Origin of the sequence: Echinimonas agarilytica, assembly GCF_023703465.1 — a bacterium.
Taxonomy (GTDB): domain Bacteria; phylum Pseudomonadota; class Gammaproteobacteria; order Enterobacterales; family Neiellaceae; genus Echinimonas; species Echinimonas agarilytica.
Genome location: NZ_JAMQGP010000001.1, coordinates 737,442 through 758,912, shown reverse-complemented (window position 1 = coordinate 758,912; position 21,471 = coordinate 737,442). Strand labels below are relative to the sequence as shown.

The window sequence follows — 21,471 nt, the reverse complement described above, 5'->3', positions numbered from 1 at the left end:
ACGAATGATACCGCACGTCACAGAGCCAACCATAGCTCGCCCTGTGACAGAAAGGCACGCTAATGCTTAGCGTTATCAAGCGATGCTAGGTAAGCGCGCCAACCGCCATGTTGCGAAATATTTTTCGCTTCGGTAATGGCATATCCTTCACAAATGAAGCTGATGACCCAGCGGCCATCATTCAGCTCTACTTTCCCCAAACCCAATGGCTGTGGAATTCCTTGTAAAAAGCTGCCTAGATTTTCAAGCGGCATACGCCACACCTCAACAGCAATGCAGCAACCTGACGTTTCAGCTCTCACTAGACCTGGGCGAAAAGGTGGTCCTCCAGGAAGTGCATAGAGCTGATAGTGAGGCGAAGTTGAGGTGTCTTCTAACAACTCTGCATTGCGTTCAACCAGTTGAGGATTGAGCGGTAGCCCCTGTAAATGAGCACCACATACCGCCAATTCAACCCAATTAGTGTCGGGCTCGATCTCGCAGTTGGTATTCAAACTGATCTGCAATGGTTGGCCTGTAGCCCCCAGAGGCAGATCGTATGCGTGCTGCAATTGGCCGGCTAGGCTCAATAGCTTTCGATCACTGTAAGCTGAAGAGAACAGCGTCACACCAAACGGAAGTCCTGTGCTTTGTATCCCCGCAGGCACTGCGACCGCCGCATAATCCAATAAATTCATAAAGTTGGTGTAGTACCCAACGTTTGAGTTCAACTCGATGGGGTTTTGGTTCACTTCGTCAATGGTGTAAATAGTGCCTGCGGTTGGCGTCATCACAGCATCAACTTTTGCGAGCAACGCATCGCATTCAACTTTATAGGCCTGCAAGCGGTACATGGCCTTAAAGGCGTCAGACGCAGTTTTATCTTCCGCGCCACCTACAATGGTTTGGATCACAGGCAAGCAACGCGATGCATCTTGATTGAAAAAATCTTCAATCGCAGCATATCGCTCTGCGACCCAAGGCCCTTCGTAAAGCAATTTAGCGGCATCAATAAAAGGCTGGAAATCAATCTCAACAAGCTCGGCTCCTTGCTGCTCTAAGACCTTTATCGCCCTCTCAAACAACGCTTCACAGTCATTGTTTCCAAAGAACTTCATTTGATGCGCTTTTGGCACGCCAATTCTTGTACCAGCAAGTGAGTTAGCTGGCTGATAAGCGTCTGCATGATTGTTCGGCAGGTTCGTTCGAGCATAGCAATCAGAAGCATCGTAGTGTGCAGCGACCTGCAATAGTATGTTGAGATCATCGGCGGTGTGAGCAAACAAAGTCACGCAATCAAGGCTTTTACAGGCCGGGACAACGCCCGAACAACTGACGAGTCCTTTAGTTGCTTTCATTCCCAATATGTTGTTGAAAGCAGCAGGCACGCGGCCCGAACCTGCAGTGTCGGTTCCCAGTGAAAAGCATACTTGCGCAGTCGCTACTGCCACGGCACTTCCCGAACTTGAGCCGCCGGAAATATACTCAGCATTATGACTGTTCGAGACCGCCCCCCAAGGGCTACGAGTCCCAACAAGGCCGGTGGCAAATTGGTCCATATTGGTTTTGCCCAAAGGCACTGCACCCGCCGCAATCAATTGCTGCACGACAAATGCTGAATCTTCAGGCTGGTAAGCATACTCTCGGCACCCCGCAGTGGTGGGCAAACCTTGTAAATCGATGTTATCTTTAATTGCAAATGGCACACCGTACAATGGTAAATCATCGGCGGATTTACCCTCTAGAGCACCTAGATAAGCGGCTAAGTCATCATCACTAATAAGGCTAATCCAACTGCAAGTCTGATCCTCGCGTGCGGCATTTAACTGCTGTTTGAGATAAATCTTAGGGCTAACATCATCGCTGCGATAGGCATTTTGCAATGCATCAATAGTAGGGTAAATCATTGTTTAGACTCCAATACAATTAAACGTTGCCCAGCATGCACTTGTGAGCCTGCGAGTTGTTGAACCGTCACTACTGTTCCCGCTTCGGGCGCGAGGACTTCTAACTCCATCTTCATGGCTTCTAATATCATCAGCTTCTGGCCTGCAACTACGGTATCTCCGGGTTCAACCAACACTTGCCAAATGTTGCCCGCGACGTGGCTTTCAACAGCAAATTGTTGATCGTCTAAGGCATCTTCATTGTGTTCCTGTTCAATCAATGCATCGGCTTTAAAGTCAGCTTGACCGGTGTCGATCCAGCGCTGACGCTCGGCTTCAAATGCTTTTTGCTGAGTCGTTTTGAACGCCGCAATCTCATCTTGGTGAACATCGATTTGTGCTTGGTAATCGGCCAGGCTAAATTCGGTGTGTTCGATTTTTACTTCATACTGACCGCGTGGATGTTGCTGTCGAACATCAAGCAATTCGGGCGCTTCAACTTCATAAAACCGAATTTGGTCAAAGAACCGCAAAAGCCAGGGTTTTTCAAACGCTTGGGTGGTGCGGTAGCGATTCCACATTTGCAACGTACGCCCCACAAACTGGTATCCGCCAGGCCCTTCCATGCCGTAAACACAAAGATAGGCGCCACCAATACCCACTGCGTTTTCGGGCGTCCATGTGCGGGCAGGGTTATATTTAGTCGTCACTAATCGATGTCTTGGGTCCATGGGAGTTGCCACAGGAGCGCCCAAGTACACATCGCCAAGCCCCATCACTAAATAGCTGGCATCAAATACAATTCGCTTGACTTCATCGACAGAGTCGAGGCCATTAATGCGACGAATGAATTCGATATTGTCAGGACACCACGGGGCATCTTTTCGAACCACCTCATCGTATTTTTGAATGGCTAAACGTGTTGCTTCGTCATCCCACGACAGCGGTAAGTGGACGATCCTTGCAGGCACTTTCAACTCATCAATATCAGTCAGAGCAGATTCTGATGTTTCCAAGATCGCCAATAAATCGGCCATGGGTAGTTTGAAATTATCATAATGAATTTGTAGCGAACGAATACCCGGAGTGAGTTCGTAAATCCCCTCTACGGCTAAATCTTGCAACGCCAACATGAGAGCATGAACGCGAAAGCGCAGCCGAATATCCAGCACTTGCTCACCGTATTCCACCAGCAAATAATCTTCACCGCTCGGTCTGTAGACCACCTTCTCGCCGTATTTAGACGCCGCAATTTGATGCACAATAGGTGAAACAATAGGCGCATCATTTAATGCCATTTCCGAGAAGCTCAGCGCTTTAAGCGCCTTGCTTTGCGCTTGTTCAGCCTCGGCGGCTTCTTCTATAGATACGGCTTGGAATTTAATGGTGTCACCGGCCTTAAGCTGGCCCATCTTCCACAAGTCGGCTTTGATGATGGTCGCCGGACATACAAAGCCACCCAAACTTGGGCCATCGGGTCCCAAAATGACCGGCATGTCTCCTGTAAAGTCGATGGTTCCCACCGCATAGGCATTGTCGTGAATATTCGACGGATGCAATCCTGCCTCGCCGCCATCAGTTCGGGCCCACTCGGGTTTAGGCCCAATTAATCGAACCCCCGTTCGGCTGGAGTTAAAATGCACCTGCCATGTGGCGTCAAAAAATTCAGAGATATCCTTTTGAGTGAAGAAATCAGGCGCTCCATGCGGCCCATAAATCACTCGAATAGCCCAGTCTTCGGATAACACCGGTGGCTTATCAATAGAATGTCCAGCAACGACTTCAGACTGCTTTAAGACATCAGACTTAGGTAAACGTAACACATCGCCAGCCAACAAAGCACGGCCACTATGCCCACCAAACTGCCCCAGAGTGAATGTCGACTTACTGCCCAAGTAGTCGGGGCACTGCAAACCACCTTTGACCGCAAAATAACTGCGCGCACCAGCCCCAGTCACACGTCCTAACTTCAACGTTTGCCCTGCACCCACATCTGTCACTTGCCACATGGCAACGGTCTTACCGTCCAGCGTGGCTTCCATGTCACTGCCACCTATGACGAATTGCGAGGGCGCATTAAACATCAAGGACGGGCCAGAAATGATCATTTCAAGACCAGCTGCATCATCGCTATTGTTTAACAATCCGTTGATCAGCCGAAAACTCATTGAGTCCATTGGACCCGATGGTGGCACGCCCACATCCCAATACCCAACGCGACCGGGATAATCTTGAATAATGCTTTGAGTACCGCCACTTAATACATCAATGGTGGCAGGTTGATAGGAGAATTCATTGAGGCTTTGAGTCAATACTCGGCCTTGCTGAACCATCTCTGTTGAGAGCAATTGACTGACGTAATCGAGATTGTGTTCAATACCGTAGAGTTCGGTATTGGTCAGTGCCTGCTGAAGGTTATGGAGGGCTGACTGGCGATCGGCAGCATAGCAAATTACTTTTGCCAACATCGGATCAAAAAATGGTGAGACTTCAGTGCCAGATTCAATCCAATGATCAATTCTAAGATAGTTCGGTGCTCTGAAATCATTAATTTTTTCAGGCCATTGAACATGGCTCAAAAGGCCTGCACAAGGTTGAAAATTCTTATTCGCATCTTCAGCATACAAGCGCATCTGAATGGCATGACCCCTAGGGCTGAGAGCTTCTGACAGTTGAGCTAATGGCGGCAATTCTTGTGCCCCAAGCTGTACCATCCATTGCACTAAATCAACGTCGAATATGGCTTCGGTAACACCGTGTTCTACTTGAAGCCGCGTGTTCACTTCTAAAAAGTAGAACTGCTGGGTTTGTTGGTCGAGGACATACTCAACGGTACCGGCATTTCGATAGTTCGCAGTTTGAGTTAATGCAATGGCCGTACTTTGAAGTTTATCGCGTGTTTCGTTGGAAAGGTTCGGAGCTGGCGTTTCTTCAATAACTTTTTGATGACGACGTTGGGCGGAGCAATCTCGCTCACCTAGCGCGATTACTTGACCTTGGCCATCACCAAAAATTTGCACTTCAATGTGACGTGCTTGTTCGATGAATTTTTCTAGGAAAATACCATTATTGCTAAAGTTGTTTTCGCTCAAACGTTTCACCGACTCAAATGCGTTGAGCAAAGCGGACGAATCGTTGCAGCGCTGCATGCCAATACCACCGCCACCGGCTGTACTTTTAAGCATGACCGGATAACCAATACGCTCAGCTTCACTGACGGCTTGCTGAGCATCATTCAATAGATCTGTGCCCGGTAGAAGCGGCACGCTCGCTTGCTGTGCTAATTCACGCGCACTGTGTTTTAAACCAAACACATTCATTTGTTGAGCCGTAGGACCCAAAAACACAATATTCTGTGCTTCACATTGCGCCACAAAATCTGGATTTTCGCTTAAAAATCCGTAACCAGGGTGAATGGCCTCTGCGCCAGACTGGTGGGCGATGGCTAATATCTTGTCTTGGTTTAAATAGGTGTCGGTTGCCCCACCGTCGCCTAGACTGTAGGACTCGTCAGCTTGCGATACATGGAGGCTATCTGCATCAGCATTGCTGTAGATCGCTACGCTGATGACACCCATTTTCTTAAGCGTTCGAATAATACGGCACGCTATGGCACCACGGTTGGCAATGAGAACTTTTGAAAACATCAAATATTACCTAACTATTCGGGTCGTCCCGATTCATTCCACGACTTTGGTTAGGGTCGTCCCTAGTCGCATTTGATGACGTCTAATTCCAGACTAAGATTTCAATAGGCGTTGGATTGTATGCGTTGCATGGATTATTGAGCTGAGGACAATTCGACACCAAGACAATGACATCCATTTGAGCTTTAAGCTCAACGTATTTGCCCGCACCACTAATGCCATCTTCAAACGTCAGGCCACCTTCGGCCGTCACAGGTACATTCATGAAGAAATTGATGTTGTGGGTGATGTCACGCTTGGTCATGCCAAAGTGCTCATTTTGCGCCACTGCCAACAACCAGCTGTCTCGGCAGGCATGCATGCACTTCTTTTCTAAAGCGTATCGAACTGTATTACTTTCTGTGGCGCATGCACCTCCCACCGTGTCATGACGGCCACAGGTGTCTGCCACAATTTCAAGCATTGCGCGCCCTTCATTTGACAGCAATGTAGACCCTGCGGTGAGGTACACATTGCCCTGTTCTCGAATGGTGTCGACGGCACTGTAGCGCTCACTCGGATCGATGGCATTGTAGAACAAGGTATCGGCGGCCTGATTGCCTTCAATGTCTAAAATCCGAATCGTTTGTCCGGCTTTGACCACTTCCATGTAGTAGTCCCCGGCTTTAACTACGTCTGAGCGCACGGCGTGTTCGGCTAACAAATGACTATGTTGAATCATTAAGAAAATCTCCTTTATGCGTGGCTGCAGTAGCGATGGTTGTTTTCAAATCCACGTTCATTTTCAGGACGTGACGTTTTGCATGCGTCATCAGCAAGCACTGGAGCTGATTTACTTAAGCTCATTTCAATCGAGTTGAATGGGTATTCCTCAGCAGAATTCATTGGATGTGGGCAGGTGCTAAGCACGACCAATGTGTCAATCTCAAATCGAAGTGTGATTTGATCGCCCGCTTTGCTGTGATGTTCAACAAACGATAAATTACCTTGCCCATCGGCTTGCACTTTGCTGAACAAATTCAAGTTTGCGGCCAAGTCTCGTTTACCTAGCCCGTACTTTGCCACTTCAACTAACATGCTGTCGTAGCCATTTTGATGCCACTGGTTTCTGTCTTTTTGGTAATCTCTCTGTCCCCACTTTTGCGTCACTTTTTGTTCATTGGCAAGACCACCAACCGTGTCGATCCAGCCGGTATCATCCGCCACAACAGAGCAAAAAATACGCCCCATGTCAGAGTACAAACAATGACCTGTGGTTAATTTGAAAGTGTGTTGGCACTTAAGCGTATCGGGCGCGTTATAACGCTCAAGAGGATTGACTGGATTGTAAAACAGCAGGCTCACATTGGCGCCACCGTTCACATCGATAAAAGTAAGGCTGTGACCTGCGGGGACAACAAGCGACCAATGGCTTGCGCCGGGAATAACATCACTAAAAATTTTCTGGGCCATAGAAATAGTCCTTTCACACACTGACTTGGGTCGTCAGATTGGAAGTTTTTGCAACATGTTGCAGTTGCTCTAAATGCTCTGTTGAATCGTTCGAATGCTCCAAGGGAATGTCAAACGTCACTTGCGCTCCAAATCGTTCGGGGGCTTGAGGGTCGTGTCTGAGTTTGTCGAATACCCATAAACGGCTTCCGAGCTCAAAACCTTCACTCAAATCATGAGTGATCATGAAAACGGTAAGCTGTTGCTCCTTCCAGAGCTCGCTAATTAACCCATGCATGTCTTTGCGAATGCCAGGGTCGAGAGCACCAAAAGGTTCATCCAACAACAAAATACGAGGTTGTTTCAATAGTGCTTGAGCAATCGCTAAGCGTTGTTGCATTCCTCCTGAAAGTTCACTTGGGTATTGATGTGCAGCGTGGCCTAATCCTACCTTTTCAAGCATTGCCATGGCTTTTTCTTTAGCATTTCGTTTTGCACTACCACTGGCTCGCCCGAATAAAAACCCGGTCAGCGAGCGTGCACTAAAATCATCGCCAAGCATGACGTTTTGTAAGGCGGTGAGGTGAGGAAAAACTGAATACTTTTGGAATACGATGCCGCGTTCAACATTGGGTTCGGGATCAAATGGCTGACCGTCCAATAAGATTTGTCCTCGGCTGGCTTGCTCGGTGCCCAACATCAAATTCAAAAATGTAGTTTTACCACAACCCGAAGCGCCCACAATACTTATGAATTCACCCGCATCTACCGACAAATTCAAGCGCTCAAGCACCACGTTGTCGTCATACTCTTTCCACACATTTTTAATTTCAATGATTGGCTTTTTCCGATCACTCATGACGGCCTCCTTGTTCTTTGTGGTACCAAGGAAACGCCAGTATAGACAGGCGTTTGAGTGACCAATCCATGGAAAAGGCTAATAACGTAATCCAAAACACATATGGAAGAATCACATCCATGGCTAAGTAGCGGCGCAACAAGAAGATGCGATATCCCAGACCTTCGGTGGCGGCAATCGCTTCTGCTGCAATTAGAAATAGCCATGCACTGCCCAGCGTTAACCGAACGGCTTCGATTAATCGAGGAAGAGTTTGAGGCAACACGACACGCGCAATAATTTGCCAACTATTACCGCCCAGCGTTTGTGCTTTGATCAGCTGCTCGTTTGGTAGAGAGTCTGTTCGAAGTTGAATATCGCGAATAATAATCGGGCAGATCCCAATCACAATCAGCACCACTTTCGACAACTCACCTAACCCAAATGTAATGAACAAAATGGGCAAAATGGCCATTGGGGGGATTAACGATAGAGCTGTCACTAGCGGAGAAAGAGGCGACCGCATGAACGGGATCATGCCGTTTCCCACACCAATAGCTAAGCCAATTAGTGCACTAATACCAACCCCCATACATAAGCGATGTAAACTCGCTAATGTGTCATTCCACATGAGGTATTCACCGGTACGTTTGCTAGGCTCAAAGCCCATACGAGTGATAGCATCAACAAACGAGCTGAGCGAGGGTAGTAATTTATCACTGGGGTTTTCGGCAAGCCGAGCATCTGACGCAACAATGTAAACCGCAAGCAAAATCACGAATGGCATCAAGCCAAGAACGAGCCGCCCGTAGCGGCCCGGTTGACGATTAATAATGCGTGTCATAAAGACCCCTTAGAGCTGGCCTTTTGCCGCCATTTCCATGTACTCAGAGGTAAAACGCAATTTCACATTGGCGGCATCGCCATACACGCCTGCAGGTGTTTCAATACCGATGAAACCGGCATCTGGCGCACCATCACCTAACAAACCATGTTCGAATGAAAACTCAGATACTTTCTTCATCGTCGCAGTCAGATCTTTACTTTGAGTAAAGGCAACAGCATCGCTAGGGGCATAAAACATTTTGGTCGATGCAAGCTGTGCTTCGTAACCTTTAAGGTCGGTACCTGAAGCTTCAGCCATAAAGGATTTAGCTTTGATTGCGGCATCGTCAGAACCCGACATGGTGGCGAGAATTTCATACCAAGCACCTGTCAGAGCCTTACCCAACTTCGGGTTTGCACTCAGTGTGTCGGTATTCACAACCAATAGATCAATAATTTCACCGGGAATCATAGACGAATCGAACACTTTAGACGTGCTTGGCATGGCCGTGATTTCACTTAGCAATGGATTCCAAGTCGTCACTGATGTCACACCTGCGGTTGTAAATGCAGCCACCAAATCCGCATCAGAGGTGTTCACCACCTTTACGTCACGTTCAGTCATGTTCACCGACTCAAGAGCACGCGCAAGCAAGTAATGAGACACACTTAATTCAACGAGGTTGACCTGCTGGCCCTTAATGTCTTTTAAGGTTTTATCGCCTTTTAAAACAACCCCGTCATTACCATTTGAGAAATCTCCCACAATGAGAGCCGTTGAATCCACTCCACTCGCTGCTGGAATAGTCAAGGCATCCATATTGGTCATTACCGTTGCATCAAATTGTCCTGCTGTGAATTGGTTAATCGATTCAACATAATCATTCACCTGCACCACTTCGATCTTGATGCCGTACTTATCGGCCCACTTGTCGACAATGCCCGATGCGGCACCATAGTCCCAAGGCATCCAACCGACGTAGATAGTCCAAGCTAATTTAAATTCTGTTTGTTCCTGTGCCTGAACGGCTTGCGATGTAAATGCCGTTGCCAACAACGTGGCAGACAATGCAATTACGCGGGTAAACGGACGGATTGCTTTCAACATAATTAACCTCACCTTGGTTATATTTTGGGGTCACATAAAGAAACCTTGGGCACGAGAGATTTAAACCGTAAAGGTCGATCTCCCGGGCTTTTATCCCTCCGTGTGACCTCTTGGTGAGGTTGACAACTCTCGGTCCAGTCGCTCAAATTGCGTTCGCATTGAGCCGGAACCCTAGATGTCCATTAAATCAAATTGTGGTCAACGCCTATGTTAGAAAGCCTGCTGTAATGCGCCTAAACGGCTCAGTCTGACGGTCTTTATTTAACGATATGCGGAGATATTCTCTCTCGGTGCAATGTTGTAAATAAGAGCAAATGCTATGCCAATCAACAATATTCAGGCTCAAAACCCGTTCTAATCAGTATTGCGCGCCATTCACCATCACACGCTCACGTGCACAACTTGCACCAATTAAATCGTAAATCATTGCACAAACGCACCAATAGTGAACACCGCATCAAAATGGTACTTTAGATCAACACAACATAAAGCGCATGCGGTGAGCGTCTATTTCAACTCACCAATTCCGTTACGGTTCAGGCGAGAACCCCGGCGCTAAAGCGAGATTATCAACCCCGAATAAAGCTTCTCGGTGCGCCAACGCTAACTGGCACCCATCTGCCGCCCGTTCAGCATGCCCAGAGCAGTCCACATTCCATTGACGTAACAAATAGCCCGCCAGTGCGGCTCGAACTTCTAACCGCAGCGCGCCGTCTTGCATGCCGTAGTCCATTTCAATCGCTTGGGTATGCGGCAATGAAGGATGAGGAATCAATTTTAGATCAACGATACGATTCCATTGATTGTCGCGCTCTCTATGTTCAACGCTAGAAATAGGCTCGCCCCAAATATGCAATTCGGTAAATCGTGTACATACAAAATCACGAAAAGTCTGGCTCCGCCGATCAAATGCTCTGACATGCCAACGGTGGCCATTGTTGACCAAGCTATGAGGAACAATCTGACGTTCACTCTCACCAGACGAGGTTGATACGTAACGACAAGACACCGCATTTTGATGATGAATTGCTCGCATCAGTGTTGAAATCACCTCAGCATCTGGATGAATCAATCGAATGGCATCAAAACAAGTTTGACTCGGTTGAATGGGGTGCGATAGGCCGTCGCCAAAGCCTCGCGCTAAGCCTGCTAAAACACTCTCTGGATTTTGTTCAAATACCGCTTTAAATTGCGCAGTCCGATGGTAGCTTTTGGTGGTATGCAACAACACCAAATTATCCGGCGCTAATTGCTTATAAGCCGAAAAATCTCGCGTTGCTGCCGCCAACCCGGTTTTGAACCGCTGAATTAAATCAGAACGCGCCACTTCGCCAAAATAATTGAGATTGAAGTCGATAAACGCAAGGCGCTCTTTTTGCGCATGGGAAAGTTGCTCTAAATCCATTGTTATCTCTGTTCATGACATCAGTGACACCAATCTAATCCAAATGCACACCATGATGCAATCATATTGGTGACAACTTTGATTGAAATTTAATCGATATATTGACCTCTGATTCTTTTGCATATTTTTGAAAATACAAATTAAATTCCATTTTGGAAGCTTTGATATCGGTTAAAGCCAGTAAATTCGTCGGATTAATCTACAATGAAACTAGGAGATACTTGATTTCTAACAACTCTCAACGGTTGTCAAAGTGACAAATAAGATTAAAATCAGGACTAGCTCAGTTTAAGCCGTAATAAAACCGCATAGGACACCTAGAATTTCATGAACGCTGAATTCATTAACCCATTTTTGTCATCTCTGCAAAACGTTATATCGACGATGGCTGGAGTGGAACTCAAACCGGGAAAGCCTGGACTTAAACGAGATGAAGTTGCACGCGGTGATGTTTCTGGGCTCATTGGCATGATAGGACAGAAAACAAAAGGCTCGTTCTCTTTGAGTTTAGAAGCGAGTTTAGCACTTGAAATAATGCAACGTATGTTGGGCGAACGCCCTGCTGGAATCACTGATGAAGTCACCGATATGGTAGGTGAAATTACCAATATGGTCACAGGTGGTGCCAAAAACTTATTGAGCGACAAAGGCTTTGATTTCGACATGGCCACTCCAGCCGTCGTATCAGGCCCTGCCCACACCATTACCCACAAAGCGAAAGGCGCAAAGCTTATCGTTCCATTTGAAAGTGACTTCGGCAAAGCGTATTTAGAGATCTGTTTTGATAAATAGTGTTTGGCTGCAAGAAGAGCTGCACTTGAGAGCATACTCTCGCGGCTTTCACCTGATTACTCATGACATTGAACACGCAATAACTGGGCTCAACCAAATTCGAGTTGGGCTTTTACATGTGTTTATTCGCCACAGCTCAGCATCTTTGACCATTAATGAAAATGCCGATCCAACGGTACGCGGTGATTTTGAACGTCACTTCAACCACATGGTTCCGGAAAATGCGCCGTATTATGCGCATACCTATGAAGGCCCGGATGACATGCCCGCGCATTTGAAATCGTCTATTTTAGGTGCCAGCGTCTCGATTCCAATTCGAAATGGCAAACTTGCATTAGGCACATGGCAAGGCATTTACCTGTGCGAACACCGTGATCATGCGAGCGGACGCTCTATGATCATCACCGCTCAAGGTCAAACTTAAGCTAGAATTTGTCAATACCCGCCAGCTTCTGGCGATGGAGTTTGTTCATGTTGCCCGCTCCCGCGATGTACCATTTTCCACTTCCTGAATACCGTCACATTTCAGGTGAAAAACTTGCAATACGCATCCGCATTAGCTCTGGCCATGAGCTTACGTCGGTGCTGCTGCGTACCGAACCAGATAATGAAGAAGCGCTAACCCCCATGGTGTTAGAACTTGATGATGGCCGCTGGCAGTGGTGGTCTGCCAGCGTCAGCATTTCAACTCATGACATTCAATTCATGTATAGCTTCAAGATCCTCAGCCATACTCAGCAGTTTTGGCTCGATGCTGCGGGTGTAACTAAGCGTGCGCCGCTGCGACATCGACAGTTTCGTTGGCTCACATCTAATGTACCTCCGGATTGGATTCCACATCAGGTTTTTTATCAGGTGTTTCCAGATCGTTTTTGCAATGGCGATAGCGCTCTTAATGTAAAAGACAACGAGCGGCTTTATCACGGTACACAACCGGTAAAAGCTATGAACTGGGGCGATCCCATCCTTGATCAAGGCGACCACCTTGCTTTTTATGGCGGCGACCTACCAGGTATTCAGCAAAGCCTCGACTATATTCGCGAACTTGGCGCTACCGCTTTATACCTAAACCCCGTGTTTGACTCGCCAAGTACGCACCGCTACGACACACAAGATTACCTTAACGTTGACCCTCATTTAGGCGGTAACAGCGCGTTGCAAAAGCTGTGTCATGATGTTCATCAGCGTGGTATGAAAATCGTGTTGGATGCAGTTTTCAATCACACATCGGAGAATCATCCTTGGTTTAACCGCTGGTCTGAATCCGATATTGAAGGTGCGTATCAAAACACCGCAGGTGTGAATGCACAGCGCTACTTCTTTTTCGACATTGCTAATCCAGATTCCTATCACTGTTGGAAAGGTGCTCACACATTGCCAACGTTGGACTGGAGCAACGAGCACGTACAAGATTACTTCTGCAATCCCAGCGAAGGTGCCATTCAATATTGGCTTTCAGAACCTTACCACATTGATGGTTGGCGGCTTGATGTGATTCATATGTTGGGCGATGGTGAAGGTGCGCGCAACAACGCAGCACGCATGCAACAAATACGGCACGCAGTCAAAGAAGCGCAACCGAATGCGATGGTGTTAGGTGAACACTTTTTCGAAGCAACACGTTGGCTGCAAGGTGATCAAGAAGACGCGGCGATGAACTACTATGGCTTTGCCACGCCAGTTCGGGCATTTTTCGCATCGCAAGATATAGCTTACCAACCTTGTCAAATTGATGCCGAAGACTTTGATGAATGGTTGACTGACGCGCGGACGCAAATTTCATTTGAGCATCAGTTGTGCCAGTTCAATCTGCTCGACAGTCATGATACGGCTCGTTTTTTCACACTGGTGAACGAGCAGTTCGATGTAATGAAGCAAGCCGTGATGATGTTAATGACCTATCCAGGTGTGCCCAGTATTTACTATGGTGATGAGGTGGGGATGTCTGGCCAGAACGACCCTTATTGCCGTGCATGCTTTGATTGGACTGAACTCAGTTGGAATACAGAACTATTAGACTGGTATAAAACCTGTATCGCGCTTCGACAAAATACACCGGTGTTGCAAACCGGAGCATACGCCACTTTGCACGCCAAAGGTGATGTGTTTATTTTTATTCGGTTTGATGCGCAACACGCCACTGTTATTGCCATCAATAGAGGCGCATCGAGCACCCAACGCCAAGTTACGTTGAGCCAGTGGGATTGCACCCCGAATCGAAAAGAAAAGGTTATAGGGGAAGCTCAATGGCAAGACAACACTATTGAATTACCTGCCTATGGTTGCGCCGTTTGGCATTTAATTCGCTAGCTTTCGAGCACGGCTTTGCATTGTGGCAGCATCGGCGGTGGTGGCTTGGGCTTAGTTGCTTTGGCCGGTTTTTTATTCGGATCAGGCCACCAAGACAGTAACTCATCTCCACAGCCCTCTCCTTCTGGTGGCGGTTTTTGAGGTTTGCAGTCTGCATTTCCTTCAGGGCATTTTAAACGGACATGAAAGTGTGCGTAGTGCCCCCACCAAGGTCTAATTTTTCTCAACCAATCTCGCTTTTTCCAATCACTCTGACACAATTTTTGTTTAATGGTTGGATGCACGAAAATTCGTTCTACGCGATTGTCATCAGCCGCCAACTGGATCATGAGAGCTTGATCTTGAGTCCACTTATCTTCTAATAGTTTGAATTGGTGAACGTCCACAACCGGTAACGACCAAGGTTTTTCTGCCTCTTCTGGCGGCAGTACAGACGTTGACATGCGCATCCATATATCCGCATCAAGTCCAGATTGGTGAGATTTGTGACCCGAGTTAAACCGTCCGCCACGGGGCATTGCCATATCTGCCACTAAGATACGTGGTAATTCTAAACTTGCAGCCCGAAGTCCTAGATCTTGAAGGTAAGAAATCAATTCAGGATGGCCAAAATATCGTTGCCTTTGTGCGCGAATCACCTGATAACCGTTGCCAACTAGAGGTAATGGTTGAGCACCATCAACACATCCATTGGAATAACTACCGATAGAGTTTGGAGATAAAGAGGTAGGTGTACGCACTGACTCCCAAGGTGTGCCTGCTGCATGAGCAAGTGTTGCGCACATGGAAGTCAGTAAAGTCAGCCAAAATAGAACTATTCTGACTGAGGCCATTTGATCTACTCGACGATTGGTTCGAGTTTCAATTCAGGCTTGGTTTGTAATGCAGGAAGTGAGTCTGCGAATTTTTCCAAAAGATTGTCACAACCGCTGGCATTCGGCAGATCTTGCTGCATTTGCATAAATAATTTATGTGATTCTAGTTTTACATAATCCCAATCGATTTCTGAATCAGGCGAATAGCCATTGGTATATGCATAGATTTTCGACAAATCAACAAAGCGCTCAGGATCTAAATCTTGTCCACATTGAGCAATCAAATATTTCGCTTCTGCCGCAATCGGCACCAACTCATCAGCGAGTTGCTTTTCTTCAGCGAATACTGAGGTCGCCGCCAATATCGATACAGCAAATACAAGTGATCTCATTTTTAAAGTCCCTAATTTCAAATACTTCACCAATCTCACACTAAAGCTTAGTTCACTAAAGGTGAAACGACACAGTAACATATTGTTATTTTACGTTGACAATATAGCCTATTTATCTGAACAAAAGCTGAACATGATCAGATGTACCGTAATAAAACCCGTTGTGTCACTGAACAAAACAATTCGTAAGCAATTGTACCGGCACTTGCAGCCACTTCATTCGCCGACAAACCACTGCCCCACAACTCGACATCATCCCCGACTGCTACATCTACGAGTCCAATATCGACAGTGATCATATCCATCGATACTCGGCCCACCAGCGCACAACGCTGCCCATTAATCAAAACGGGGGTTCCATTGGCCGCGTGACGCGGATAACCGTCGCCATAACCAATGGCGACGACGGCAATTCGGGTATTTTTGTCAGAGCTCCAAGTCGCTCCATATCCAACAGTCTCGTTTGCTTTAAGGTTCCTCACGGCCATCACTTTGGAGGTCAAACTCATGACAGGCATTAACTGATGGTCTTCAGCCGAACCATTCAACATCGGACTCGCGCCATACAGCATAATACCCGGACGAACCCATCCCTGATGGCTTTGCTTGTGGGCTACAATCGCGGCAGAGTTTGCAAGAGAAACCTCACCACTTGGGCAGATCGATTTAAACGTCTTGAGTTGCGTATTAAAAGACTTAATTTGAGTGGCCGTCATACCACTACTAAGATCGTCAGCACAGGCAAAATGGGTCATCATGTTCATGTCAGCAAGTACATGTGGTAGCAATTTGAGCTGCTGCAATGCAGGTGTGACGGCTTCCGGTGGAATCCCCAGTCGATGCATACCTGAGTCAACTTTGAGCCAAACACGAATAGGCTGTGACAGTGTTGCTTGAGACAGCGCATCTATTTGCCATTGCTGGTGCACAACAGCTTCGAGCGATAATTCACAAATCAGTGGTAGTTCACGGTCGCAGAAAAAGCCTTCGAGCAACACAATGCGCTGCTTAAAGCCTGCTTTACGAAGAGTCACCGCTTCTTGCAATCGTGCGACACCAAAAGCATCGGCATCGGCCAGAGCCTTTGCAACCTCGACAATACCATGCCCATATGCATTTGCTTTGAGCATCACCATCACAGGGCAATTGGGCACGTATTCACGCACCCGTTGTAAATTGTGCGCTAATGCGGCACGAGAAATGGTGGCGACGGCAACGTGCACGATCAATTAATCCTCAATAAAGCCCGGGCCAACGTGATTATCAAAACGAGAAAATTGGCCTTGAAAAGTAAGTCGTAATCGACCAATTGGACCATTACGCTGTTTGCCGATAATAATCTCCGCAGTACCTTTATCGGGGCTGTCTTCGTTATAAACTTCGTCCCGATAAATGAACATAATCAAATCGGCATCTTGCTCAATCGATCCCGATTCACGCAAGTCAGAGTTTACCGGGCGCTTGTCAGCCCGTTGTTCCAATGAACGGTTCAACTGCGACAATGCCACAACTGGGCACTCTAATTCCTTTGCTAGGGCTTTAAGAGAACGCGATATTTCTGCAATTTCGAGCGTTCTGTTTTCGCTCATCCCCGGCACTTGCATCAGCTGCAAGTAATCCACCATGATCATGCTAATACCGCCATGTTCACGTGCAATACGTCGCGCGCGCGAACGCACATCGGTTGGTGACAGACCCGATGAATCGTCTACATAGAGTTTTCCGCGCTCGACTAACATGCCCATGGTGGCCGAGATACGAGCCCAATCTTCATCTTCGAGTTGACCGGTACGGACTCGTGTTTGATCCACTCGGCTCAGTGAGGCTAGCATCCGCATCATGATCTGATCGGAAGGCATCTCCAATGAATAAATGAGTACGGGTTTGTCTTGGGTTAATGCCGCATGCTCACACAAGTTCATGGCGAATGTGGTTTTACCCATAGATGGGCGCGCGGCAACAATGATTAAATCTGATGGTTGCAAACCCGCCGTCATTTTATTTAAGTCGGTGTAGCCTGTATCAACGCCGGTCACACCATCGTGCGGGTTATTAAATAACTGTTCGATCTTCTCGACAGTTTTGGTCAAAATTGAGGTTAAATTTTGTGGCCCCTCACTGGCATTGGTGCGGCTTTCTGCAATTTTGAAGACCTTGCTTTCGGCCATATCCAACAGCTCTGCTGCTTTTCGGCCTTGGGGATCAAAACCAGCTTCAGCAATCTCATTCGCCACGCCAATCATTTCTCGCATGACGGCGCGCTCTCTTACAATTTCTGCATAAGAGCCCACATTTGAAGCACTAGGTGTGTTTTTGGCAATTTCTGCAATATAAGCAAAACCGCCCACGTTATCGAGATTACCCTCGTTTTCTAAGGATTCAGCCAGAGTCACCAAATCAACCGGACTACCGGTTTCTACCAGACGCGCCATCGTGGCAAAAAGGAGCTGGTGAGGCCGACGGTAAAAGTCCTGTGCCACCACTTTTTCAGATACGCGATCCCATGCTTCGTTGTCGAGCATAATTCCGCCTAACACAGACTGCTCAGCTTCAAGCGAATGCGGTGGAACCTTTAAAGACTCAACCTGCGGATCTTTAGGACGCGTTTTTTGTGGAGGGGTAGCCATAATTCACCTTCTCAATTTGGCCGAACATTATCAGTCAAAGGGGTGTTCATGTCATTCGTTTTTACCAAAGATTTAAGATCTTCTGATGCGATTCGCTCCTACAAAGCAGCTAGTTGAAGCCACGGATTTGGGGTAAACTCCGTTCACGATTCAAAGACTAAGACAAACCCCATGCGAGTAGGTATTATTGGCGCAATGGAGCAGGAAGTCGCCATCCTGCGTGAACAGATTGAACAGTGTGAAACTCATCATTTTGCCGGCAGTACTTTTTATAGTGGCAAGCTCTTGGGGCATGATGTGACCTTGTTACAATGTGGCATAGGAAAAGTAGCCGCAGCCATTGGTACCACGCTGTTACTTGAACGCTTTCAGCCCGATTGTGTCATCAATACAGGTTCGGCCGGCGGATTTGACCAAGCCTTGAACGTGGGTGATGTTGTGATCTCTTCTGAAGTTCGCTACCACGATGCCGATGTCACTGCATTTGGCTATGAAATGGGCCAGCTCCCTAGCCTACCAGCAGCATTTGCGGCAGATTCAAAGCTCATTGCTACAGCAACCCAAACCATTGCACAAATGAATGGTGTTCAAGCTAAAACGGGGCTCATTTGTACCGGCGATATTTTCATGTCGGACCCTGAGCGCGTAGAGCTGTGCCGCAGTCAATTTCCAACCATGATTGCATGTGAAATGGAAGCCGCTGCTATTGCTCATGTATGCTTCAAATTTGACGTGCCTTTTGTCGTCATTCGAGCCTTGTCTGATATTGCCGGTAAAGAGTCATCGGTATCATTCGATGATTTCTTAGAACAAGCCGCAGCGCATTCGTCTCAGTTCATTCTCGCCATGCTGCCTCAATTGAATTAATTCGTGTTATTCGATGATGTCATCCACTTCTTAACCGCCCATCAGACATGGGTGGTGGTCACTATTGCTTTGGTGCTCGAGCGGCTTATTCGCATTCCAGCCGCTTATCACCCTCGGCAGTTATTGCAGGCCTTCGCGCATCGATTGCGTCATAAAGTTCATTTTCCCCATCGCCAAGATCCGCAGCAACAAAAAATCTCCGGTGCATTGGCAACATGCATTACATTGGTTGTATGGGTGCCACTGCCGATGATCATTGTGGAGCTCTCTGAATTTCCAATTTTAACGCAAGCCGTGGTGCTCATGATGTGTTTGCAGTGGCGTAATATGGCACGGCAAATGCTGCAAATTGCCACTTTAGAAGAAGCTCCACAAAAACAATTGCGCAGAACATTGTTAGGTCATTGGCTAGCACGTGATTGTGATTCACTTTCAAGCTTGGGCATTCACAAAGGCGCTATTGAAGGGATTTATTTGCGCAGTTGGCACACGCAACTCGCCCCTATTTTTTGGTTTTGTATCGGTGGTATTGGTGCAGCTTTAATCTATCAAGTTCTGTGGGAAGTAAGTCAGTGCTGGCATCCTCGCCATCAAGATAAATCTTACTTCGGCTGGTTTGCCAAAAAAAGCCGATCGCTCGTCGATTGGCTGCCAGAAATTGTCTGGGGAATGTGGTTGCTGTTATCTGGAGTCGGGCAGCGCAGCGGCCTTGTGCTCAAAGATGGAGCTCGGTTTACATCGCTCCCCAGAGGCATTTTAATTGCGGCGGCAAGTCAGCGTTTACGGATCAATATGGGCGGCCCTGCCTTGTATAATCAAGTGAAGTACAAGCGTCCGCGTATTCATAGTGTTTCCGAACCAAGCGCACGCAATATTGTAAACGCTCTGAGCCATACCTCATTTCACATCACAATGGTGTGCGGTTTGATCTGGTTGCTGGTACTTATAAAGTGGATTTGGTTACTATAGCCGCCGCTTTAACGAACCAGTTAGACTTAAATCATGATGGATTTATCAATTTCGACACCCGCACTCCTATTCCCTGCGGTGTCTCTTTTACTACTTGCGTACACCAATCGATTTTTAACCCTAGCAACTGTCATTCGCGCGTTTTCAGAAGCAGATATGAGCGACGAGCGCATTATTCGCCAAATCGATAATTTTCGAAAACGTATTGAGTTGATCAAGCGGATGCAAGCCTATGCAGTGACGAGTTTCTTTTTGTGTGTGATCTGTATGTTTTGCTTACACTTAGGCTATTCCCACGTTGGTTCTATTATTTTTGCCGTCAGTTTGGTGTTACTTGCCTATTCACTGTTGTTATCAGTGCGTGAGATTCGAATTTCAGCAGAAGCACTGAATATTCATTTGGAAGATATTCAGCGCGAATGCACCCAACACAAAATGTCTAAATAACGAGTTGATTGCCAATGACCTTGTCAGACTTGATATACAGCTTGGATTTATTCGGCGTTGCCGTGTTTGCAATCTCGGGCGCAATGGCTGCTCGTCAAAAACAAATGGATCCATTTGGTGTATTGATTCTGGCAGCCGTTACCGCAATTGGCGGCGGAACTCTGCGAGATGTACTGCTGGGCTTTGACGTATTTTGGATCAGTAACAATACCTACCTCTATGTCATTCTTGTCAGTGCGTTGTTAACCATGCTCTGGCCGCTCGCTCGCGCATGGCAGTATCGAGTACTCACTCTTGCCGATGCTTTTGGCTTAGCGCTCTTTACCATTATGGGAATGGAGCGGGCGATGCAGGCCGAAGTCAGCTCATTGGTTGCCATTGTAATGGGAGTCATGACAGGAGTTGCCGGCGGAATGATTCGAGATATTTTGAGCGGCCAAATACCACTCATTTTACGACGTGAAATCTATGCCACCGCATCACTAATGGGTGCCCTAACCTATTCGGCACTCAGCTATTATTCACTGGATCAGCGCTACGCAATGCTCATTGCAATGGTCGTCATCCTCACCATCCGACTCACTGCAATCCGATGGCAATTAGCACTACCCAACCTCTCTTCGCGATAAATTTATAGCACCGCCTCGCAACTTTAATACACCTTGGCTGTCTGATTTAACATCGATGGGAAAGAGTTGTACTGATGAAAAAATTGGTTTTAATTGCAGGCATATTCGCAGCGCTGATGAGCGCTCACTGTTTTGCCAAGAAGGTCATGGTCATTCGCTATGCCCAAGCACCTGTGCATTCGTTTAATTCTCAATTACAAGAAGCAGAACAAGGCGCGCAAACGTGGGCCAGCGACCCGAAACAAGCGGTTATTCACTTTATTGGTCAACCCAAAGAAAACTTAACATTGCTTGATAGTGATTTGCCGGAATGGGTCACTGTGATGGCGGAAATGCCACAGCCCAATGACGTCGACGCGATGATTTATCATATTGAATTTGATCAGAAGAAACGGCATCCATCGGTGCAATTTTCAGACGTAAAAGTGGCATGGCGCTGCAAAGACCATCCCGATTTCGACGTTAGCTATTGCGATTGAGAATTGCAACGTCAGACGCAAAAAA

Annotated in this window: 20 protein-coding genes and 1 riboswitch; of the genes, 8 read left to right on the top strand and 12 right to left on the bottom strand. The window is 47.2% G+C overall.

The features are described from left to right. Nucleotides 1–59 precede the first annotated feature (59 nt). The 8 genes from atzF to NAF29_RS03180 all read right to left on the bottom strand — a co-directional run bounded on the left by atzF (nt 60) and on the right by NAF29_RS03180 (nt 11,119). Complete coding sequence (atzF, locus tag NAF29_RS03215; protein WP_251260041.1) at nt 60–1,886, bottom strand: allophanate hydrolase; 1,827 nt, start codon at nt 1,884–1,886, stop codon at nt 60–62. Further along, entirely contained in the window at nt 1,883–5,512 is a 3,630-nt protein-coding gene (uca, locus tag NAF29_RS03210) for an urea carboxylase (RefSeq protein WP_251260040.1), read from the bottom strand. Before uca ends, atzF begins: the two co-directional genes overlap by 4 nt. Nucleotides 5,513–5,594: 82 nt before the next feature. Continuing rightward, entirely contained in the window at nt 5,595–6,233 is a 639-nt protein-coding gene (locus NAF29_RS03205; protein ID WP_251260039.1) for an urea amidolyase associated protein UAAP2, read from the bottom strand. Nucleotides 6,234–6,247: 14 nt separating this feature from the next. After that, nucleotides 6,248–6,964, bottom strand: a complete 717-nt coding sequence (locus NAF29_RS03200; protein ID WP_251260038.1) for an urea amidolyase associated protein UAAP1 — start codon at nt 6,962–6,964, stop codon at nt 6,248–6,250. 13 nt (nt 6,965–6,977) lie between these two features. After that, nucleotides 6,978–7,802, bottom strand: coding sequence for an ABC transporter ATP-binding protein (locus tag NAF29_RS03195; RefSeq protein WP_251260037.1), 825 nt, complete (start codon nt 7,800–7,802; stop codon nt 6,978–6,980). After that, on the bottom strand, nt 7,795–8,625 hold the full coding sequence (locus NAF29_RS03190) for an ABC transporter permease (RefSeq protein ID WP_251260036.1): 831 nt from the start codon (nt 8,623–8,625) through the stop codon (nt 7,795–7,797). The genes NAF29_RS03195 and NAF29_RS03190 overlap by 8 nt, the downstream gene beginning before the upstream one ends. Before the next feature lie 9 nt (nt 8,626–8,634). Next, a complete protein-coding gene (locus tag NAF29_RS03185; RefSeq protein WP_251260035.1) occupies nt 8,635–9,714 on the bottom strand; it encodes a putative urea ABC transporter substrate-binding protein in 1,080 nt (359 codons plus the stop codon). A 77-nt stretch (nt 9,715–9,791) separates the two neighbouring features. Next, nucleotides 9,792–9,900: riboswitch (guanidine-I (ykkC/yxkD leader) on the bottom strand. A gap of 343 nt (nt 9,901–10,243) precedes the next feature. Then, the gene (locus tag NAF29_RS03180) at nt 10,244–11,119 is read right to left on the bottom strand and encodes a helix-turn-helix transcriptional regulator (protein WP_251260034.1); all 876 of its coding nucleotides are present in this window, start codon (nt 11,117–11,119) and stop codon (nt 10,244–10,246) included. Nucleotides 11,120–11,446: 327 nt separating this feature from the next. Here NAF29_RS03180 and NAF29_RS03175 point away from each other — a divergent pair, with 327 nt between their 5' ends. From NAF29_RS03175 to malZ, 3 genes are read left to right on the top strand one after another with little or no spacing between them, the layout of a single operon-like run. After that, nucleotides 11,447–11,911 carry a chemotaxis protein CheX gene (locus NAF29_RS03175; RefSeq protein ID WP_251260033.1) on the top strand — a complete coding sequence of 155 codons (465 nt, stop codon included), beginning with the start codon at nt 11,447–11,449 and terminating at the stop codon, nt 11,909–11,911. Beyond that, entirely contained in the window at nt 11,901–12,335 is a 435-nt protein-coding gene (locus NAF29_RS03170; RefSeq protein WP_285817548.1) for a secondary thiamine-phosphate synthase enzyme YjbQ, read from the top strand. Before NAF29_RS03175 ends, NAF29_RS03170 begins: the two co-directional genes overlap by 11 nt. 47 nt (nt 12,336–12,382) lie before the next feature. Beyond that, the gene (malZ, locus tag NAF29_RS03165) at nt 12,383–14,221 is read left to right on the top strand and encodes a maltodextrin glucosidase (protein ID WP_251260032.1); all 1,839 of its coding nucleotides are present in this window, start codon (nt 12,383–12,385) and stop codon (nt 14,219–14,221) included. On the opposite strand, the gene mepA is transcribed toward malZ, so the two are convergent. The 4 genes from mepA to dnaB form a co-directional block, all read right to left on the bottom strand. After that, nucleotides 14,218–15,054 carry a penicillin-insensitive murein endopeptidase gene (gene mepA, locus NAF29_RS03160; RefSeq protein ID WP_251260031.1) on the bottom strand — a complete coding sequence of 279 codons (837 nt, stop codon included), beginning with the start codon at nt 15,052–15,054 and terminating at the stop codon, nt 14,218–14,220. The genes malZ and mepA overlap by 4 nt on opposite strands. Nucleotides 15,055–15,059: 5 nt before the next feature. Continuing rightward, on the bottom strand, nt 15,060–15,428 hold the full coding sequence (locus NAF29_RS03155; protein ID WP_251260030.1) for a hypothetical protein: 369 nt from the start codon (nt 15,426–15,428) through the stop codon (nt 15,060–15,062). 137 nt (nt 15,429–15,565) lie between these two features. Beyond that, complete coding sequence (gene alr / locus NAF29_RS03150; protein WP_251260029.1) at nt 15,566–16,651, bottom strand: alanine racemase; 1,086 nt, start codon at nt 16,649–16,651, stop codon at nt 15,566–15,568. A 6-nt stretch (nt 16,652–16,657) separates the two neighbouring features. Next, complete coding sequence (dnaB, locus tag NAF29_RS03145; RefSeq protein ID WP_251260028.1) at nt 16,658–18,055, bottom strand: replicative DNA helicase; 1,398 nt, start codon at nt 18,053–18,055, stop codon at nt 16,658–16,660. Between the two features lie 171 nt (nt 18,056–18,226). Here dnaB and mtnN point away from each other — a divergent pair, with 171 nt between their 5' ends. The 5 genes from mtnN (at nt 18,227) to NAF29_RS03120 (ending at nt 21,446) form a co-directional block, all read left to right on the top strand. Beyond that, nucleotides 18,227–18,922: a 5'-methylthioadenosine/S-adenosylhomocysteine nucleosidase gene (mtnN, locus tag NAF29_RS03140; protein WP_251260027.1), complete on the top strand. Its 696-nt coding sequence runs from the start codon at nt 18,227–18,229 to the stop codon at nt 18,920–18,922. Between the two features lie 3 nt (nt 18,923–18,925). After that, nucleotides 18,926–19,891 carry a cobalamin biosynthesis protein CobD/CbiB gene (locus NAF29_RS03135; RefSeq protein WP_251260026.1) on the top strand — a complete coding sequence of 322 codons (966 nt, stop codon included), beginning with the start codon at nt 18,926–18,928 and terminating at the stop codon, nt 19,889–19,891. 36 nt (nt 19,892–19,927) lie between these two features. Further along, nucleotides 19,928–20,338: a DUF2721 domain-containing protein gene (locus NAF29_RS03130; protein WP_285817588.1), complete on the top strand. Its 411-nt coding sequence runs from the start codon at nt 19,928–19,930 to the stop codon at nt 20,336–20,338. A 20-nt stretch (nt 20,339–20,358) separates the two neighbouring features. Then, complete coding sequence (locus NAF29_RS03125) at nt 20,359–20,967, top strand: trimeric intracellular cation channel family protein (protein WP_285817587.1); 609 nt, start codon at nt 20,359–20,361, stop codon at nt 20,965–20,967. A gap of 74 nt (nt 20,968–21,041) precedes the next feature. Then, nucleotides 21,042–21,446, top strand: coding sequence for a hypothetical protein (locus tag NAF29_RS03120; protein WP_251260023.1), 405 nt, complete (start codon nt 21,042–21,044; stop codon nt 21,444–21,446). Nucleotides 21,447–21,471 lie beyond the last annotated feature (25 nt).

What these genes read in the sequence shown, in the direction of transcription:
- NAF29_RS03155 (WP_251260030.1), bottom strand. Translation starts at nt 15,428, where the DNA reads ATGAGATCACTTGTATTTGCTGTATCGATATTGGCGGCGACCTCAGTA.
- dnaB (WP_251260028.1), bottom strand. Translation starts at nt 18,055, where the DNA reads ATGGCTACCCCTCCACAAAAAACGCGTCCTAAAGATCCGCAGGTTGAG.
- uca (WP_251260040.1), bottom strand. Translation starts at nt 5,512, where the DNA reads ATGTTTTCAAAAGTTCTCATTGCCAACCGTGGTGCCATAGCGTGCCGT.
- atzF (WP_251260041.1), bottom strand. Translation starts at nt 1,886, where the DNA reads ATGATTTACCCTACTATTGATGCATTGCAAAATGCCTATCGCAGCGAT.
- NAF29_RS03175 (WP_251260033.1), top strand. Translation starts at nt 11,447, where the DNA reads ATGAACGCTGAATTCATTAACCCATTTTTGTCATCTCTGCAAAACGTT.
- NAF29_RS03180 (WP_251260034.1), bottom strand. Translation starts at nt 11,119, where the DNA reads ATGGATTTAGAGCAACTTTCCCATGCGCAAAAAGAGCGCCTTGCGTTT.
- NAF29_RS03120 (WP_251260023.1), top strand. Translation starts at nt 21,042, where the DNA reads ATGAAAAAATTGGTTTTAATTGCAGGCATATTCGCAGCGCTGATGAGC.
- NAF29_RS03185 (WP_251260035.1), bottom strand. Translation starts at nt 9,714, where the DNA reads ATGTTGAAAGCAATCCGTCCGTTTACCCGCGTAATTGCATTGTCTGCC.
- NAF29_RS03195 (WP_251260037.1), bottom strand. Translation starts at nt 7,802, where the DNA reads ATGAGTGATCGGAAAAAGCCAATCATTGAAATTAAAAATGTGTGGAAA.
- malZ (WP_251260032.1), top strand. Translation starts at nt 12,383, where the DNA reads ATGTTGCCCGCTCCCGCGATGTACCATTTTCCACTTCCTGAATACCGT.
- mepA (WP_251260031.1), bottom strand. Translation starts at nt 15,054, where the DNA reads ATGGCCTCAGTCAGAATAGTTCTATTTTGGCTGACTTTACTGACTTCC.
- mtnN (WP_251260027.1), top strand. Translation starts at nt 18,227, where the DNA reads ATGCGAGTAGGTATTATTGGCGCAATGGAGCAGGAAGTCGCCATCCTG.
- NAF29_RS03190 (WP_251260036.1), bottom strand. Translation starts at nt 8,625, where the DNA reads ATGACACGCATTATTAATCGTCAACCGGGCCGCTACGGGCGGCTCGTT.
- NAF29_RS03205 (WP_251260039.1), bottom strand. Translation starts at nt 6,233, where the DNA reads ATGATTCAACATAGTCATTTGTTAGCCGAACACGCCGTGCGCTCAGAC.
- NAF29_RS03200 (WP_251260038.1), bottom strand. Translation starts at nt 6,964, where the DNA reads ATGGCCCAGAAAATTTTTAGTGATGTTATTCCCGGCGCAAGCCATTGG.
- NAF29_RS03130 (WP_285817588.1), top strand. Translation starts at nt 19,928, where the DNA reads ATGGATTTATCAATTTCGACACCCGCACTCCTATTCCCTGCGGTGTCT.